Source organism: uncultured Nostoc sp. (assembly GCF_964245445.1).
In the GTDB taxonomy this organism is placed as follows: Bacteria; Cyanobacteriota; Cyanobacteriia; order Cyanobacteriales; family Nostocaceae; genus Nostoc.
The window spans coordinates 1-17,782 of sequence record NZ_CAXTNE010000165.1 but is presented as its reverse complement, the minus strand read 5'-3'; the positions used below and the strand labels follow the sequence as shown (position 1 = coordinate 17,782).

12 protein-coding genes are annotated in these 17,782 nt (G+C 42.7%); 2 read left to right on the top strand and 10 right to left on the bottom strand.

The genetic code is table 11. From position 1 onward, the window contains the following. Positions 1-209 precede the first annotated feature (209 nt). From ACFE90_RS23890 to ACFE90_RS23845, 10 genes are all read right to left on the bottom strand, one after another. Complete coding sequence (locus tag ACFE90_RS23890; protein ID WP_375504957.1) at positions 210-1,073, bottom strand: TauD/TfdA dioxygenase family protein; 864 nt, start codon at positions 1,071-1,073, stop codon at positions 210-212. Between the two features lie 36 nt (positions 1,074-1,109). Then, positions 1,110-2,216, bottom strand: a complete 1,107-nt coding sequence (locus ACFE90_RS23885) for an aliphatic sulfonate ABC transporter substrate-binding protein (protein WP_375504956.1) — start codon at positions 2,214-2,216, stop codon at positions 1,110-1,112. 310 nt (positions 2,217-2,526) lie between these two features. Then, positions 2,527-3,708 (bottom strand): acyl-CoA dehydrogenase family protein, encoded by a 1,182-nt coding sequence (locus tag ACFE90_RS23880; RefSeq protein WP_375504955.1) that lies wholly within the window; start codon positions 3,706-3,708, stop codon positions 2,527-2,529. Between the two features lie 396 nt (positions 3,709-4,104). After that, positions 4,105-5,586, bottom strand: a complete 1,482-nt coding sequence (locus ACFE90_RS23875) for an amidohydrolase family protein (protein ID WP_375504954.1) — start codon at positions 5,584-5,586, stop codon at positions 4,105-4,107. A 106-nt stretch (positions 5,587-5,692) separates the two neighbouring features. Further along, complete coding sequence (locus ACFE90_RS23870) at positions 5,693-7,177, bottom strand: amidohydrolase family protein (RefSeq protein ID WP_375504953.1); 1,485 nt, start codon at positions 7,175-7,177, stop codon at positions 5,693-5,695. A gap of 204 nt (positions 7,178-7,381) precedes the next feature. Beyond that, positions 7,382-8,404: an ABC transporter substrate-binding protein gene (locus ACFE90_RS23865; RefSeq protein WP_375504952.1), complete on the bottom strand. Its 1,023-nt coding sequence runs from the start codon at positions 8,402-8,404 to the stop codon at positions 7,382-7,384. 97 nt (positions 8,405-8,501) lie between these two features. Next, on the bottom strand, positions 8,502-8,831 hold the full coding sequence (locus ACFE90_RS23860) for a ferredoxin family protein (RefSeq protein WP_094345002.1): 330 nt from the start codon (positions 8,829-8,831) through the stop codon (positions 8,502-8,504). After that, positions 8,828-10,477 carry an FAD-dependent oxidoreductase gene (locus ACFE90_RS23855; protein WP_375504951.1) on the bottom strand — a complete coding sequence of 550 codons (1,650 nt, stop codon included), beginning with the start codon at positions 10,475-10,477 and terminating at the stop codon, positions 8,828-8,830. Before ACFE90_RS23855 ends, ACFE90_RS23860 begins: the two co-directional genes overlap by 4 nt. Positions 10,478-11,013: 536 nt before the next feature. Next, positions 11,014-12,849, bottom strand: a complete 1,836-nt coding sequence (locus ACFE90_RS23850) for an iron uptake porin (RefSeq protein WP_375504950.1) — start codon at positions 12,847-12,849, stop codon at positions 11,014-11,016. A gap of 774 nt (positions 12,850-13,623) precedes the next feature. Further along, entirely contained in the window at positions 13,624-14,640 is a 1,017-nt protein-coding gene (locus ACFE90_RS23845) for a glycosyltransferase family 2 protein (protein WP_375504949.1), read from the bottom strand. Between the two features lie 743 nt (positions 14,641-15,383). Between ACFE90_RS23845 and ssuD the strand changes: the two genes are divergently transcribed. Next, the gene (gene ssuD / locus ACFE90_RS23840; RefSeq protein ID WP_375504947.1) at positions 15,384-16,532 is read left to right on the top strand and encodes an FMNH2-dependent alkanesulfonate monooxygenase; all 1,149 of its coding nucleotides are present in this window, start codon (positions 15,384-15,386) and stop codon (positions 16,530-16,532) included. Positions 16,533-17,011: 479 nt separating this feature from the next. Next, positions 17,012-17,782: D-2-hydroxyacid dehydrogenase (locus ACFE90_RS23835; protein ID WP_375504945.1), on the top strand; the 771-nt coding region annotated here is incomplete at its 3' end.

Below are 17,782 nucleotides of genomic sequence, written 5' to 3'. Positions count from 1 at the left end.
ATATAGTTTTTTTAGGGAACAAATAATAAATACATTTATACTTTTAAAAAAGAATAATATATTGTTTACTATAGTTAGTTTAAAAGAATTCAATCTAATTATTCAAGCTTTTGTATCGTCCTGTTTAAAAAATATGGGGGATAAATTTTACTTATAATTCTAGCTTTTTAGAGACGCAATTTCTTGCATCTCTACTTCAGATATAGAGGTTAAAATGGACGACTACCTGCAAGGCTAACCCGTTTCAAGACCCTTCGCTCACTCGGATCAAATGCTTGACGGTAGTGCAAGGTAGCTTGATTATCCCAGTAGACAATATCACCTATAGACCATTTATGTTGGTAGTAGAACTTGGGTTGATTTAAATGCTTACGTAACTGTTCAACCAATTTAGATCCTTCTTCCGGCTCTAATCCGACAATTTCCACTTCTGTAGCGGCATCTAAGTAAAGATGTTTTTTACCACTCTCTGGATGTGTCCTAACTAAAGGATGGGGAAAGATTGGACTGATTAAAGGAATAGTTTTGTCTAAACGATACAAAGAGCGGGGTGCATTCCGGTCTCGTAAGAATGGGTTGTAGGTAATTAACTGTAAATCTGCAATCCGTTCTTTGGTGGTTTCATCTAATGCCTCATAGGCTAAATTAGTATTTAACCAATAAGTATCTCCACCATGAGTTGGTATTTCCAAAGCATAAAGAAGCGAACCACTAGATGGAGTGGGAGTCCATTTGTGGTCAGAATGGAAAGTTAATTCTCCAGTACCGGTGTAGCCACCATCGACATTAGAAATCGGAATTACCACCGGAGTTTCTCCTGGTTTAGAAGCCAATACCGGAGTTTCATCAGATGGTACAAAGAGTGCGCCAAAGTATAAAGCGAAGTTCAAAAGTTCTTGATCAGAGAGCTTTTGGTCTTTGAAAATTAAGATGTGGCGATCGCGCAAAACTTGCTTAAGTTCTAATATGACTTCAGGTGCGATAGGTTGACTGGCATCAAGATTGGTAACTATGGCTCCCAAAGGAGCATCAATAGACCTAATTTTAACCTCTGTCAAAGTTAAGGTCGGCATCACATTCTCCTGTATTTTAGTTAATTCTTGGGATAACTACTTATTTGCTAACACCTCTGAGGGAGTAATTTTGGCGTACTCTTCAGGCGTCAAAAACCCATCTCTAACATTCACTTTTTTGGGGATAAGTCCTAAGCTGTACCACTTATCTGCAACCTCTTGTTGCTTGGTAATAGTTTTCTCAGTAATCGGTAGCAGCCCATAGTCATATTTCTTATGCATTATTTCCAGAGTCGGTGGATCTAGCTGAGTTACAGGAGCAAGCAGTTGTGCTACTTCTTTGGGATGATCCTTAGTCCAGATTTCTGCCTTTTCTAGCTCCTCTAGAAACACTTTAATTACATCAGGATGAGCCTGATAAAACTGGCGTGAGGTTGAGTAAAAGTTGCCAGTATCCCGCAACTTACCACCATCTGCTAAAACACGAGCTATTTTATTTTGTACATTTCTGGTAGCGAATGGCTCCCAAATATACCAAGCATCTACCTTGTTCTGACTAAATGCCGCATTTGCGTCTGACGGCGTTAGAAAAACTGATTTGACATCGCTCAGTTTCAGTCCCGCGTCTTCTAATGCTTTAACTAATAAGTAGTGACCAATGGAGGCTTTCTGGAAAGCAACTTTTTTGCCTTTCAAATCGCTAACACTTTTAATCGGAGAGTTTACAGGAACTAAAAGTGAAATAGCTTTACCACTGGGACGTGTAGTAGCTAGATAAACAAGAGGCGCTCCTGCTGCTTGTGAAAATACAGGAGGCGATTCGGCTGTAGATGCGATATCCAGTCCATTTGCATTTATGGCTTCTAGCTGTTGTGGCCCAGCAGCAAACTCAGGCCACTGTACTTTATAACCCAGAGGCTCTAATCGCTTTTCTAAGGAACCCTGCTTTTCTAAAACTGCCAGAGCGGTAAGTTGTTTTGAACGTACAATCCGTACTACTTGCTTCTGTGTTGACTTCTCTGTAGTGCTAGATGAAACTACCGATTCAGGGGAAGCTGCCGACTGCTGAGTGTTATTTTTTGCTTCACTACAACTTGATAGGGTCGTCGATAGCATTAAGCAGTAACCGAGAGCAAACAACAAGGAACGACGTGTTGTTCTCTGGCTTTTTCTGAATTCAAACTTTCCTTTTAAAGCTGCCATGAGTTGTTTTATTAATTTCCCTCTAGGTGGTTAGAACAATGATGATTAATTGCTATGTAACAAACAAAAAATCTTTTATATTAAGTTATTTAAAAACTCCAATACATATTTTTTCTAATTTTAAAAAGTTTATTTATGATTTTAGGGAATGGGTGGGTATTACCCACCCCGCAACGACTCGAGGAAATGAAAATTTAATAGTTAGGAGGGAAAATTTAGGAAGTGGAGTGAGAAGATCCCACTCCAATATCGTGCTACTGGAAGATTGAAATTTGTGAGTGAAACTTTGTATTGTTCAATGCCCAATGCCCTAAGAATATTGGGTAATGACAGGTAGCTGCTCGTTGAGTACCCAATCGCCGATCGCTCGCAATTTGTAGTCCACAGGATCGTGCAGGGTAAAGGTTCGCAAATCTCGCCAATAACGGTCAAATCCATATTTAGTTGCAGTGGCGCGAGTTCCCGTAACTTCAAAGATGCGGTTGGTAATATCTATACCGACACGGGTAGCTAATGCCTTGGACGCAGAAACTGCGATCGCTACTTCTCCCCTCTCTTGATGAGTTAGTTCTACATCCTTATCCCATGCTGCTTGCACCTTCTCGGCTGCTTGGTCGGCTAGAGCGATCGCAGCTTGGATTTCCACCCAAAAGTCTCCGTAATGATGTAGAAGATATGGGTCTTGAGTAGCACTATCTACCCCTGATGTAATCCACGCTTTAGTAGTAGTTTTTGTGTACTCACGAGCGGCGGCGAAGGCTGCTTTAGTAATTCCTAGATAAACATTGGTTTTTGTTAGCTGGGCAATAATACCAAGAAAAGTTGAGAAGGCACTATCAGAAGGATTGGATGGGCCTAAAATCTCATCTTTCCCCACTAAAACATTATTAAATGTATAACTACTGCTATCAGTGCGACGTTGCCCGATGTTGTCCCAATCTTGATTAGAAACTAACCCTTCCCTGTCTTTGGGAATTATGAATATGAAGGGCAATTCTACACCATCTTCTAAAGCGGAGAATACCCGGTAATCTGCAACAGAAATACCAGTACCAAAGCTTTTAACACCATTAACCCGAAAATTTTCGCCTTCTGGGTTAATTTTCAGCCTAGTATCTCGCGTATTAATAGCATTTGCCCAAAATAAGTTATTCTTAGCAGTTTCTCTATAATATTTTTCCTTTTGGGCTGGTGTGCCAGAAACGTGACCCAAAGCCGTCAAATTGAGATGGTTACCATATAACTGACCAATTGAACCATCTGCTTTTGATAGCTTTCTAACAATTTTTAAAGCATCAATCCAAGTTGCACCAATTCCACCATATTGCTTAGGCACAATCAATGGTAGCAGTCCACTTTCACGTAGTTTATTAATTTCCTCTTCTGGAACTCCGGCTTGGGCATCCCTTTCAACTGCGGATTGAGCAAGTTCCTTGGATAAAGAAGCTGCTAGGTCAATGTAATCCTTTGGTTTTGTAATATCTAACACCATAATGAAATCATCCTTAGTATTTTGTAATGACGCTCGATAGCGTAGCGTTAGCGACGTAGGAGCGTCTGACTCGCTCTAAGCGTACTCCTACGGAGAAGCAAGCTACGCGTAGCGTCTCTAAGAGTTGCTATGCCGAAGGCGTTGCCTCTCGAAGAGAAGGCTTTACGCTGCGCTAACGTAATTAAGGCAAATACAATTAATACAACCAGTTTCTAATTCGTTGCTCTATGAATGTGAGGCAAAACCTCCTTTCCTAATGCAGAATTTAGGAGAAATGTAGAGTGGGCAAGGCCCACGCTACAAATGAACAGAGGAAATGGAACATGGAACGTTGTAAAAAATTGTCATTGGTTATTAGTCATTTGTCCTTTGGTAATGACCAATGACTAATGAGAATTATTTCTTAGCCGCTAAATATTCGTTAGCGGCTTTCTCAACACCTGTACCCTTGAAGAAGTCTTGATTAAGACTGGTGTACAACTCCAAGGGGTGGATTGAGAGGAAGTAGCGGAGGTCTTCTTCGGTAATGATTTCGTGTTCTGCCATTGAGTAGGCGTTGGCAGTAACGGCGGTGATATCTGGCACATCCCAGTGACCAGAATCTGAACCCAAGAAGGCTTTAACTCTGTCGCCAAAGGGATTAGCTGCACGATTAAAAGCTTGGCTTACACGGGTATCGTCTGATTCTGTACCGAAGTAGAAATGATTCAAGAAGCGATCGCGCACATCTTCTGGCTTTTCAATTCCTGCTAGTTCAAATTCATCGAGTTCACCTGGATTTTCTGGAGCCAATAGTTGATGGTGGAATCCTAAACCATCACCAATCTGGTCTAAGCGTCCATCTACAAGTTCGCCACCGTAGCGGGTATACAACTCTACTAGTGCTTCCTTGTCGATAATGGCAGGATTGTTATTTGACAACAAATGTTGTTTGTTACGGGTTTCCCAGTGCCAAATAATATCAGCGTATAGACTAGCACCCCAAGCTGAACCACCTTCTAAGAAGGCAAACTTTAATTCTGGGAAGCGGCGGGTAACTCCACCAAAAAACAGCGATTTGCATAATGCTTCCGCCGCAAAGGCAAAGTGATTAATGTGATTATACTGGGCATTGGTAACAGAACGCTGAGTTGTCCAACCTTGGCTAGAAGCGTGAGTTGTGGGTACAACTTTCAGTTCTACGCATTTAGCCCAGAATGGATCGTAATCATACTCGCTATCTAAGCCAAAGTTATCAATCCAAACCACTTCGTTGGCTACTTCTTTGCCATACTTTTCAAAAGCAGGAATTGGACGACGAACATAACCGGGGATTTGAATTGCTTTGAGTCCCAAAACATTCACCGCATATTCCAACTCTTCAATCCCTTCTTCAGGAGTATGCAGGGGAATGGCGGCAATGGGTGTTAATCGGTCAGAATAAGGGCGGAAAATATCAGCATGATAGGTGTTAACTGCGCGACAAACAGCCCGCCGCATTTCTTCATTGCCGATATTCGGAGCCATCGTTGCCAAGTTGGGGTACACCACGGCAAAGTCTGTACCTGCTTCTTCCAAGCGTTCGTGCAGCAACTTGGGCAAACTAATGGTAGCCAAATTCAAAGTATTTTTTGTGGGACGACCCCACCAGTTAGGGCGATTGGAGCGATAAGCAAAACGTTCTTCCCAAGTTTGCTTATACCACTTAAAGCGAGAAGATCCTGGTAAATTCTCTTTGAAACGTTCGACAAGTGCAGTTCCACCAACTTGCTCTAAATAATCCAAGACTGCTGGTTCAAATTCTTGAGTATGTACATCGGTGTCAATGATCGGATAACCAAGTTTTTCCCGAATTTGAGCAGACTTGGTTTTTTGTGGGCGGTCTAGAGCAATCGTCATGATAGTTTACCCTAAATTATTCAAATTGTTTATGGGGATTGCCAAAGACGCGATTTATCGCCGTCAAGAATCAATCCTTTGTAGAGACGGCGATTTATCGCGTCTCTTACCTTGATTTCCCAGCCAAAAATTCATCTGCTGTTTTCTCGACAGCCGTACCTTTGAAGAAGTCACGATTGAGGCTGGTATACAACTCCAAGGGATGAATTGACAGGAAATAGTGCAAATCTTCTTCGCTGATAATCTTGCGTTCTACCATTGAATATGTATTAGCAGCGATCGCAGTAATATCAGGTACATCCCAGTGACCAGAATCGGAACCTAAAAAGGCTTTAACACGGTCGCCATAAGGATTAGCTTTGCGATTAAAAGCTTGAGCTACACGGGTATCATCTGATTCTGTACCGAAGTAGAAATGATTCAAGAAGCGATCGCGGATATCCTCTGGCTTGGTAACTCCTGCTAAGGCGAATTCATCCAAATCACCTGGTTCTAAGGGAGATACTAAGTCAGCGTGGAAACCTAAACCACTGCCTAGTTGATCCAAACGACCATGTACTAGTTCACCACCATAGCGGGTATAAAATTCTAGCAGTTCTTCATAATTAACATTGGCGGGATTGTTATTTTCTACCAAATGGTCTTTATTGCGGGTATACCAATGCCAAATCAAATCGGTATACAAACTAGCACCCCAAGCTGAACCTCCTTCTAAAAAGGCAAACTTGAGTGTAGGGAAGCGGTGAGTTACACCACCAAAGAACAGAGATTTACATAGTGCTTCCCCAGCCGATGCAAAGTGACCAATATGGTTGTATTGGTAATTGCTAATGGAACGCCGATTTATCCAGCCCATACCGGAAGAGTGGGTGGTGGGTACAACTTTCAGTTCTACGCACTTTGCCCAGAAGGGATCGTAATCATATTTACTATCCAAGCCAAAGGTATCAATCCAGATAGCTTCATTGGCTACTTCTTCGCCATACTTCTCGAAGGCAGGAATGGGGCGGCGGATATGTCCGGGGATTTGAATTGCTTTGAGTCCCAGCACTTTCACGGCATATTCCAATTCTGCGATCGCCTCTTCGGGCGTATGCATGGGAATAGCGGCAATTGGTGTTAAGCGATCGCTATAAGGACGGAAAATATCAGCATGGTAAGTGTTAGCTGTACGGCAAACAGCCCGCCGCATCTCTTCATTGCCGATGTGTGGTGCCATCGTTGCCAAGTTAGGATACACAACAGCAAAGTCTGTACCAGCTTCTTGTAAGCGTTCGTGCAGCAACTTTGGCAAACTAATGGTAGCTAAATTTAAAGCGTCGTTCGTGGGACGAGTCCAGAAAGGAGGACGGGCGGTGCGGTAAGTGCGGCGTTCATCCCAAGATTGCTTAAACCATTTAGAGCGAGATGCACCGGGTAAGTGTTCTTGAAAACGTTCTGTGATCGCAGTTCCAGCAACTTGCTCTAAATAGTCCAAGAATGCTGGGGGAAACTCTTGGGTATGTACATCAGTATCAATGATCGGATAACCCAGCTTTTCCCGAATTTGAGCAGACTTGGTTTTTTTTGGACGGTCTAGTGCAATAGTCATAGCATTATTACCTGAATTTTTAAATGGATTGGTCAAGAGGCAGGAGCCAAGAGGAAGCAAAAAGCCTTTGAATCTGGAAGTTGAGCCTTTGAGCCTTGAAGTTGAGCCTTTGAAAGACTTAATTACAAAAGTCTGTTTTTCTTGCTTAGAAAAGTTACTGATTCCTGCTTCCTCATCTCCCCTTACTCCCCTATTCCCCATTCCCTATTTTTCTTTAACAGCCCAATCGGTTAATTTAAAGTCCGACTTTGCTAAACCCTGCGAAACTAAAAATTTCTTTGTCCCCTCTAAAAGCTGCACACCCTCGGCTGGTAAGGGTTCTTCTGATACTTGTTTGAGTGGGAATGATATTTTAATGATATTGATGGGATATTTAGTAATTTGAGCGTGGTACTGATAATATTCTTCAGAATTAGCTTTTAAATCCTTGGCTGCTTCTGTGAGAATTGCATTAAATCTGTGTGGAAAATCAGGCTGTTTCGCTAGAAAGCTTTCGGTTGCTACAACTAATGATGTCCCTGACAGACCCTTATGATTTGCAGAAGAATCAATCACTGGAAACCCTTGTGATTTCAGAAAAGGCCCTAAATCGCTTGAAGTTGCATAAGCTGCTACATCACCACGTTCTAAAGCCCCTTTTGCCTCAGTAGTCATCAAGTGGACAACTTTTACATCCTTGGCAATTTTAGCTTCAGCTAACAGACCCAGCAGGTATCGATGCATATAAGAGCCTTTTTGGGTAGCTATTGTTTGACCTTTAAGTTCAGCAAGCGATCGCGGGCCATTCTTTTTCGCTACTAACCAGGCGGTCGTATTAAATTGAGTAATCCGCAATAATCGAGTTTCCTGACCCCTCGCTCTCAAAACGATGGCTGGTGTATCCCCTAAAGAGCCAACATCTAATTGTCCTGCGACAAGCGCCTCATTTAGATCCGGCCCGTTAGGAAATCGCGCAAAAGTAATGTTTTTAAATCCCGCTTTTTGCAACTCACGCTCTAATATTCCCTTTTTCTTTGCCCAACCAAGTGGCCCGGTCGGTTCTGAACTACCTACATAACCTATACGTAGGGTAGAAATGTTGTTAGATGCAGCAACAGTACTATTGGCATTAATAGCCTCAATGGATTGAGCAGATTTAGTTTCGCCTTGGCTACATCCTGTAATTAGTAGCAGTAGGACACAAGCCACTGAGGTTGATAATCTGGAAGAAAGTTGATTTTTATTCATAGAACCTGTTCCTACTGCGTAGACGCATTCGCAAAGCGTCTCCAAGAGTTGCGTCTTGTCATCAGACATCGCTAGCATGACTCTTTTCTTTGCCGTACTATTTCATCTGCTTCAGAATTTGGAATGTTTGATCGGCTTTTGCTGTTGAAGTGCGTTTATGTCCCCAACCGATGTTTTCACGGTAACTACCCAGTAGCCCAACTTCTGCCAATTCTGCCTCATTGACTGAAGTCGTTACATCGCTTTCTGGTGCAACATAAAGAGCGTCAACTGGACAATACAATTCGCACATATAACAAGTTTGGCAGTCACTCTGTCGAGCAATGGTTGGCGGCGCATCGGGTACTTTGTCAAACACGTTGGTTGGACAAATGTTCACGCAGATATTACATTTTATGCATCGCGACTCGCTGACCAACTCAATCACACTGCTGCTCCTATTTTGGATTTTAGATTTTGGATTTTGGATTGGAAAATATCTTCTGCATTCAGCAAAGGCTGAGTTTTTACCCAGACTTGATCTAATCCACCGCTAATCAGGTGATGTTGCTGGTTAGGATCAAGTTCTGGATAATCCAAATGTTTGTGCATACCACGAGTTTCTTTACGTTCAATGGCGCTGCTGTACATCCACCGGGCTGTGGCTACCATTGCCGCAGCTTCTCGCGCCCGGATCAGCTCTTTATCTGACCTTACGTGGCTACTGCGGAGTTCTTGCCAAAGGTAATTTAGCCTACCCAAAGACTCGGTTAAGCCTTGTTCTGTACGGAAATAGTTCTTTTCGTAAGGAAATACTTCAGCTTGGACTGCCTGAATTACTTCATCAGTTGCCAAGGTTTGAGAGCGATCGCTCCCACTCTGTAATACTACCTCTCCAACACCCAAAACTAGTCGTTGAGTTTTCTGTTCCCCCAAACTGCGGCTATATTCAGCAGCCGATTTTCCCGACCAATAGCCAGAAGATATTGCCCAAGCTGCATTGTGGCTACCACCGCCAGTAAATCCGCCACAAATCAGTTCGCGTGTAGCAGCATCTCCTGCTGCATAGAGTCCCCGCACAGAACTGGCACAACTCTCATCTACAATCCGAATTCCTCCCGTACCGCGCACAGTTCCCTCTAGGCGCAGAGTCACAGGGAAACGTTGCGTAAAGGGATCAATGCCTGCACGATCAAAGGGTAAAAAGAAGTTAGGCTGTGCTAAACGCATAGATGCCCGCATTGATTCCGCCGCTTTATCTATGATGGCGTAAACAGGCTGTTGCAGTAATGTCTGGGCAATTACTGAACGTCTATGAGAACTTGCTCCCGGAATCACACTACCATCTTCGTAGGTGAAGGTTGCCCAATTATAAAATAGGGTTTTGGTAACTGAAGAAAAGGCGGGAGAGATGCCGTAAGCATTGGAAAATTCCATACCCGACATCTCAGCACCAGCTTCTGCCGCCATTAAATAACCATCCCCCGTCAGGACGTTGCATCCTAACGCTTTACTGAGAAACGCACAGCCACCAGTTGCAATAATTGTGGACTGCGATCGCACTACCCATTTCTCACCAGTTTGACGGTTCACACCTGTTGCACCAGCAACAGCACCATCGTCATCTACCAGTAGTTCTAAGGCGGGGCTGTTGTCTAAAATTTTGACTCCTGCCCGTTGGATTTGTCGCCGCATCAGGCGCATATACTCCGGCCCTTGCAGCGAGCGCCGATAAGGTTTACCTTCATCGTCGGTAGGGAAGGGATAACCCCATTCTGCTAACTGATTAACGTTGACATAAGTCTGATTCAGTACCCGATCCATCCAGTTGCGATCGGATAAAAACCCACCCAACGATTCCCGACTTGCCTTTGCTGTTTCTCTTGCTTCGGGATCGGGTGGCACGTACCACACACCATTGCCAGATGCAGCAGCGCATCCAGTTGTTCCACAATACCCTTTGTCTACGAGAATCACCCTAGCTCCACTTGATGCAGCACTCCAAGCCGCCCAAGTTCCAGATGGCCCACCTCCAATCACAAGCACATCGCTTTCTAAGTCGAGTTCAAAATCGGTTGTTAACGTCTTCAGCATTTACAATTTCCCCTCATCGATAAAGTCTTAAGCATCAAGTCTTCACCCCATCGATGCTCCACACCATCTCACAAATCTGTTTGCCTACCTACTTGACGACTTACCACAACACCAATTTAGTAATTTTGGAATAACCCCTCGCCTACAAGAGAAGTGGGCTGGAGGTTAGGTTTTTAATTACTGAATCGATAGTTTGGTAACCTTAAATTGTGGCTCCTTAAGACAAGTTGCTACCAGATTGATAGTCAACTACTACTTTAACTTGATCGGCAAACCGTAGTTTCGCACATAACACAAAGCTTTTCACAGTTTTCGACAAAAAGCAAGTATTTTAGGAAACAAATTCAAACGTCAAGTTATGTAAAATAACTTTTCTTAACTCTCCAAATATGCTTGCTTTTTAGATGATTTTGTGCATCTAAAAAGCTAACGTGTCTCTACTTGTGAGTTAAGCCGCTCCCTTAAGACTCAAGAATCCCCGGACTTTTAATTAAACAAATGTAAAAATTTTTATTCAGTCCGGGGAGTGGCAAAGGTTAAAACCTAAAGACAGTACGAATCCAAGCAAATAAACTATCAGGATTGCTGGCATCCGAATCAGGTGCAGTAATCCAGATCAAACCTGGCGTCACCTCAATATGATCTCCGATTTTATATTGGTAGAATGCCTCAACGTGCAGAGAAAGATCTCTGTCCGATTGTCCTAGACCTTTTCCCAAATCTACATTATTACTAAGACTGATCATTCTCGGCTCCATACCAACTAAAACCCCCCCTAGAGCACCTTCACTAAAAAGATCCGGGAATGCCAGTCCTACAGCCCAATCCATAGCTTCGCCATCTCCGCGCCCCACATAGCGGTGTGCTGCATAACTTACCCACGCATTGATTGCAAGCTTGGGATTAACTTGATAAAACGCTTGTAGACCATAAAGGTTGCCTATAGTTGCCGCTCCCGCCACGGTGCTGTTTACCAAGTTACTCCCGTCTGCTGGGCCGAAATTTGTTCCACTAAAACCTATAGTATTTGGTGGGCTATAGGTATTAACGTAAGTTGCTGCCACTCGAAAATTCCGATTAGAAGAGTAGTATATTAACTGTGCTAAAGCTAAATACCTGCCTTTAAATAAGCCATTATTAGGTGTGGGATTGTTACCGTTTGGTGCGCTGTACGCTATCCCGAATTGAAGCTGTTTGCCTAATCCCTGAAGTATGGCAATTCCGGGCCCGCTATCTCCATAGTTATAAACCAAAGACCGCCGTGAAAATCGTGAAATCCCATTAGCACCAGTCGCAAGAGACGATTCAAAATATGGGTTAATCGGGCCAGAAAGGCCTATCTCACTAGCTCCATCGGACAAGGGATAAATGTTAACTTGAGTATTTGGAAAAGGTAGAAACCGATAGCGAAGACCACTGAGAATAATCTGATTGCGTGCAAAAGTAATACTGGAGTTATCAGCAGTTCTTCCCTCATAAGTTCCCAATAATCCACCTGTTGGATTTAGCGGAGTAGGTGGTGCTTGTCCCAATGATTCAAGATTTCCACCTCCTAGTGTCAGAGCTAGTGAATCTTTACCGTTAAAACTGGTGTTTAACCTTAAAGTAGTTACGCCTTGAAGTGTGGCATTGTGAGGTGCTGGTCTTTTAGTGACGACGTTATTGCCTGCTATAAGTTCGCCAAGGACAATCTGAGATCGACCTATAAGTTTGGTTGTGGTCGCAAACTTAGTTGCTTCTAACTCCGCAGTTCGCGCTTCCAAGGTATCTACGCGTCCCCGAAGTTGAGCCAGTTCTGGAGAAAATTGTTCTTGTAGTTTTTTGATGGTATCCAAGTCTTCCCGTTTGACTAAATCTCCCGTTGAAGTCGCTATTAGTTCATTGAGACGATCTAAAGCTGCATTCAACCCAGCTGCAAATTCATAGCGCGTTAGGGAACGATCGCCTTTAAATGTGCTATCTGTATATCCCGCAATTACACCGTAGCGCTCAACTAAAGACTGTAATGCTTGAAATGCCCAATCTGTCGGCTTAACATCTGACAATTGGGAGACGGATGTCACTTGTCCAGCAGAATTCTTTGGAGCTTTTTTGTCAGTTGGTGGTGCAACTTGCAACAATTGCGAAACAGGTGTGACTCGCTCTCGGAGATCATTTGGAGCTTTTTTACGAGTGACTGGTGCAATTGAAGTGTCTACTGTTTGATTGACAACTGCTTGTGGAGCTTTGTTATCTTCTACTTCAGTAGGAGATACATCAGATTTAGGCAGTTCAGCCTGACTCTTGGCTGGATAAAAAACCAGGATGGCTAGAATATCTAGCAACGAAAGCAGGAAAAATATATATCTATAATTCCAGCGCAAATTCAACATGACTCCTTAACTCCTCAACCTAAAAAATGAATAAACTAGCTGTCAATTGCCCAGAAAAACCAAGATAAAATCTTTATCCAAATGTTTTTAATAAAACATTGAATTATAAAATTACCATAGGTTTTGCTAGCGAAAAAGTACAACTGACAAGATCAAAATTAGTACTAAGCAGTTGAATGTACAATCCAGAATTCGCAGCCAACTATGAATTCTGACGATTGACAGAATCCCAAAAACGTCTTAGATGACACAATCACTGCTTTAAAAAAGACTTTTGTTTTTTTAAGAAGAACTCAAACCCATGCTATATAAACTGATACTTCTGAGACATCGTAATGGCGTTTTTTTGTTATGCTGTACAAAGTTAATCAATGGCTACTGACATTGACTAAAGCTTGATTTGGATGCAAGTTATTATTTGCCAATTAACATTAACTGAAAACACTAATTTGTAATCAGCTATATTTTGACAGCATCAATTGTTAATTAAATACGATACTTCTATCGATTTACCGTACTTTTGTAGAATTATCTTTGCATAGAGCTTGCTACAATGCAATACCCAGTAATTTTCCATAAGGCGAAAATATGTCAAAATTCTTGGCTAAGTTAACTCTAGCAACTGCGATCGCTTACTTTCTCCTAGGTAATAGCCGCAAATAGTCAGTAAAAATGAATGAAAAGCAACAAATCGCCCAAGCTGTAGATAATTTGGGCTATACAGGCTGTTACCCCTGCTGTCTCCAGCAAGAACTGTCCTCTGCCTTTCTTAGGTTAATACTTGTCTAGATTTTGAATAGTAGGATCTTCTAAATTATCCAGTTTGTCAGAATTGCGCGTTGAGTTGGAGGATTTGTGATAAAAACCACCTACCTCTGCCAAAGTATAAAGGGGCCTGGCTTTAACTTCTTCATAGATGCGCCCTATATATTCGCCTAAGATGCCAACACTTACTAACTGCACAGATCCGAGAAAGAAGATTGCCATCAAAATAATCGTAAACCCGGTTAAAGGCGAATGGGGGACAAAAAGCCGCCAATACAAGACTAATAAAGCCATGAAGATGGCCGCCGCCGCCGCTACTAACCCTAAGTAGGTTGATAAACGTAATGGCACTATTGAAAAGGATACTAGACCATTGATGGCAAGCGCCAAGGATTTGCTAAAAGTATATTTAACTTCCCCAGCAAAGCGGGGGTAGCGCTCGAACCGAATTGCTGTTTGCTCAAAGCCAACCCAAGAACGCAGACCACGGATATAACGGGTGCGTTCTGGCATAGAATTGAGAATATCTACGATCTGCCGATCTATTAAACAAAAATCACCAGTATCAGTAGGAATCTCTACATCTGCAAGCTTCTTAAGGATGCGATAAAAGAAGTAGGCAGTAAAACGTTTAAACCATCTTTCCTTGAGGCGTTGAGTGCGTTGAGCGTAGACGACTTGATAGCCCTGTCGCCATTTTTCAATCATGTCGGGGATTAGTTCTGGCGGATCTTGTAAGTCAGCATCAAGGATGATGATAACTTGACCCCGGACAAAATTAAGACCAGCCGTAACTGCTATTTGATGACCAAAGTTACGAGCAAAGCTTAGATAGCAAATGCGTGGGTCTTTTTGATGGAGTTCTCGCAGTAGTTGTAGGGAGCGATCGCGGCTACCATCATTGATTAAAATTAATTCGACAACACCATCGAGCCGATTCATTACTGCACTCAGTCTGCGATATAGTTCAGGAATAATTTCTTCTTCGTTATAAATTGGAACAATCAATGAATACTTTGGTAGCATCTAAGAATCTCGTTTAAATTTTGAACAGCCAAGCTAACAGACTGCTTGTCATTATCAAGGTTTCGTTCTCAGTATACCTAGCAAGATTCAAGTCTCATTCCAATAATTTATTATTTGTTCTTTGGATTTATGTAATCTGAATCTGATTCTTTAAGGCTTTCTACAGCTTTTTTCGGAAAGGTACGGCAGTGTCCATACGTGTTAACTTAACGTGAAACCCTTGTCAAGACGTGATATTCAGTTCTCTGGCTTCCCATCACGATCCGCGTCACCCCACCCTAACCCTCTCCTTGTCAAGGGGAGGGAACTAAATTTCTTGTTTCCCCCCAATAAACGGGGGGATTAAGGGGGGAAAACGCCTGTGGGACACAGCTTTTAGGTTAAGCTGACACCAATGGGGGCTGCCGTGCCCCTGCACCTGGCGATATAACGTTATACCGCATCTGAATAGGAACAGCTATAAATTATTAGGTACTACCAAAAAATAAATCATCCAATCTTAATTTGTAGGGGCGTTGCTTTCTTAACGCACCGTCTATATTAATCTGTTACGGTATGTTGTGCTTCTGGCTAACGCACCCTACAAGTTAGATATTTTTTTAATTGCAAGTCCCTTAGAGAGTTATTCCTGATGAATCGTGAATCTACACTAGTTTTTTAAAAAATTTCCTGTAAAATACTAATAAAAACTACGGTAACTCTGTCAAATTAACGGTGTTTAAGTTTCTCATATCCTGACAAACATGCAAATTCTCTGGTTTATTCCTACTGGATCTCATGACGGACGCTATTTAGGCACAGATATTGGCTCTCGTGTTGCTACACCTGATTATTTGCAGCAAATTGCCCAAGCTGTGGATAATTTAGGCTATACGGGCGCATTATTACCCACAGGGAATTCTTGTGAAGATGCTTGGATTACGGCTGCTGCTTTCATCTCTGTCACCAAGCAGATGAAATTTCTTGTAGCAATTCGTCCAGGAATTACTTCTCCAGGTGCTGCTGCACGGATGGCAACAACATTTGACCGGATTTCTAAAGGAAGATTGTTGATTAATGTGGTGACAGGTGGAGATCCGGTGCAACTTGCTGGGGATGGCTTGCATCTTAGTCATGACGATCGCTATGATTTAACCGATGAATTTCTCACAGTTTGGCGGGGTATCGTCAGTGGGGAAACAGTGGATTTTAAAGGAAACTACCTGGATATCAAAGGTGGTAAACTCCTATTTCCACCAGTTCAAAAACCCTATCCACCCTTATGGTTTGGTGGCTCATCTGCTGCTGCCAAGCGGGTTGCTGCTAAACATATAGATGTTTACCTGACTTGGGGGGAACCTCCAGAACAAGTAGCCCAAAAGATCGCCGAAGTTCGGCGACTGGCGGCTGAACAAGGTAGAACAGTCCGTTTTGGGATTCGCTTGCATGTAATTGTGCGAGAAACCGAATCTGCGGCTTGGGATGCTGCCAATGAGCTAATTAAGTATGTAGATGAGGATGCGATCGCAAAAGCTCAGAAAGACTTGGCTAGCTCTGATTCTGAAGGACAACGGCGCATGAGTCAACTACATAGTGGTAGTCGAAAAACCTTAGAGATTAGCCCCAACCTCTGGACAGGAATTGGATTGGTGCGGGGTGGTGCTGGTACAGCCCTAGTTGGAGATCCCGACACCGTTGCTGCTAGGATGCTGGAATATCGCAATTTGGGCATAGAAACTTTCGTGTTTTCTGGATATCCCCATTTAGAAGAAGCGTATCGCACTGCTGAATTATTATTTCCACGCTTACCTTTACAGAGTGAACCTACACCGCTAACGCCACCAGTCGTGAGTACTGTTAGCGAAATTGTCACCAATGAAAAATTTGCTAAACAACTAACGAGTGCTTCATAACCTAATAATTTGTAATTCGTAATGACGCTCGTTCCGACGCTCGTAAGCGTTGCGTTAGCGACGTAGGAGCGTCTGACTCGCTCTAAGCGTACTCCTACGGAGAAGCAAGCTACGCATAGCGTCTCGTAGAGAAGCCATGCCGAAGGCTTTACGCTGCGCTATCGCTACCGCAACTCTTGGAGACGCTACGCAAACGCTAACGTAATTCGTAATTAAAGAGCAAATTACGAGTTATGTAGGCGATATTTGTAGATTTATCCTTTGGAACAATCTAAAATCTAAAATTCCATGATTATTACCTTTAAACACACCAAAGGCAACAATAATATATCCCTGAGCGAGGTGTTAGACAACCCGCAAATTGAGATATTAAAAATAATTAGAAAAATTCGTATTAGTAGCAAATAGTACTTAATTTATTAGTTAAACAGAAGCAATTTCTAGAGATAGTCCTGTAAATAGGAAAGAGGTTATCTACCATGAAACTGATTTTACCGCTCGATCTCGTTGCCGACATTGAGCCTCATTTACCGCCTGATACAGAGGTTGTCAGAGTAGATGTTGAAGGAAATTTAGATGGGGATGCTAGCGATGCTGAAGTTTATTTCAGTTGGTTTTTATCCAGAAGTCCGACGCTGCATAAAATAATAGAAGCAGCACCTGCACTGCGTTGGCATCATGCACCAAATGCAGGCGTGAATCACATCCTGACACCAACTTATTTGGAAAGAGATATCATCCTCACAAATGGGGCCGGAGTGCATGGGATTCCGATCGCAGAATTTGTAATCACTTATATACTGGCTCATGCCAAGCATCTACAGGAATTATATGCTTTACAGGCAGAACGTCACTGGAAAAGAGGCTTTGCCATCCAAGAGTTGACAGATGCGACCTTGCTAATTATTGGCGCTGGTGGTATTGGTCAAGAAATCGCCGCCCGTGCTAAACCCTTCGGCTTAAGAATTATTGGCAGTCGCCGTCATCCCCAAGAGCTACCAAATTTTGATAAAGTCGTGGGTGCTGATGAATGGCGATCGCTCCTGCCAGGGGTTGATTATGTAGTTATTGCGACACCACTAACTCCAGAAACCAAAGAATTTATTGATGAATCTGTATTGCGATCTCTCCCAAATCATGCCTACCTAATTAATATTGCTCGTGGTGGTGTAGTTGATGAATCAGCATTAATAAAACCTGAGTTCGACGTAAAAAAAAAGTCTCTAATCCAGGCAGAAACGGGGTTGTAT

What these genes read in the sequence shown, in the direction of transcription:
- ACFE90_RS23890 (WP_375504957.1), bottom strand. Translation starts at nt 1,073, where the DNA reads ATGCCGACCTTAACTTTGACAGAGGTTAAAATTAGGTCTATTGATGCT.
- ACFE90_RS23885 (WP_375504956.1), bottom strand. Translation starts at nt 2,216, where the DNA reads ATGGCAGCTTTAAAAGGAAAGTTTGAATTCAGAAAAAGCCAGAGAACA.
- ACFE90_RS23880 (WP_375504955.1), bottom strand. Translation starts at nt 3,708, where the DNA reads ATGGTGTTAGATATTACAAAACCAAAGGATTACATTGACCTAGCAGCT.
- ACFE90_RS23875 (WP_375504954.1), bottom strand. Translation starts at nt 5,586, where the DNA reads ATGACGATTGCTCTAGACCGCCCACAAAAAACCAAGTCTGCTCAAATT.
- ACFE90_RS23870 (WP_375504953.1), bottom strand. Translation starts at nt 7,177, where the DNA reads ATGACTATTGCACTAGACCGTCCAAAAAAAACCAAGTCTGCTCAAATT.
- ACFE90_RS23865 (WP_375504952.1), bottom strand. Translation starts at nt 8,404, where the DNA reads ATGAATAAAAATCAACTTTCTTCCAGATTATCAACCTCAGTGGCTTGT.
- ACFE90_RS23855 (WP_375504951.1), bottom strand. Translation starts at nt 10,477, where the DNA reads ATGCTGAAGACGTTAACAACCGATTTTGAACTCGACTTAGAAAGCGAT.
- ACFE90_RS23850 (WP_375504950.1), bottom strand. Translation starts at nt 12,849, where the DNA reads ATGTTGAATTTGCGCTGGAATTATAGATATATATTTTTCCTGCTTTCG.
- ACFE90_RS23845 (WP_375504949.1), bottom strand. Translation starts at nt 14,640, where the DNA reads ATGCTACCAAAGTATTCATTGATTGTTCCAATTTATAACGAAGAAGAA.
- ssuD (WP_375504947.1), top strand. Translation starts at nt 15,384, where the DNA reads ATGCAAATTCTCTGGTTTATTCCTACTGGATCTCATGACGGACGCTAT.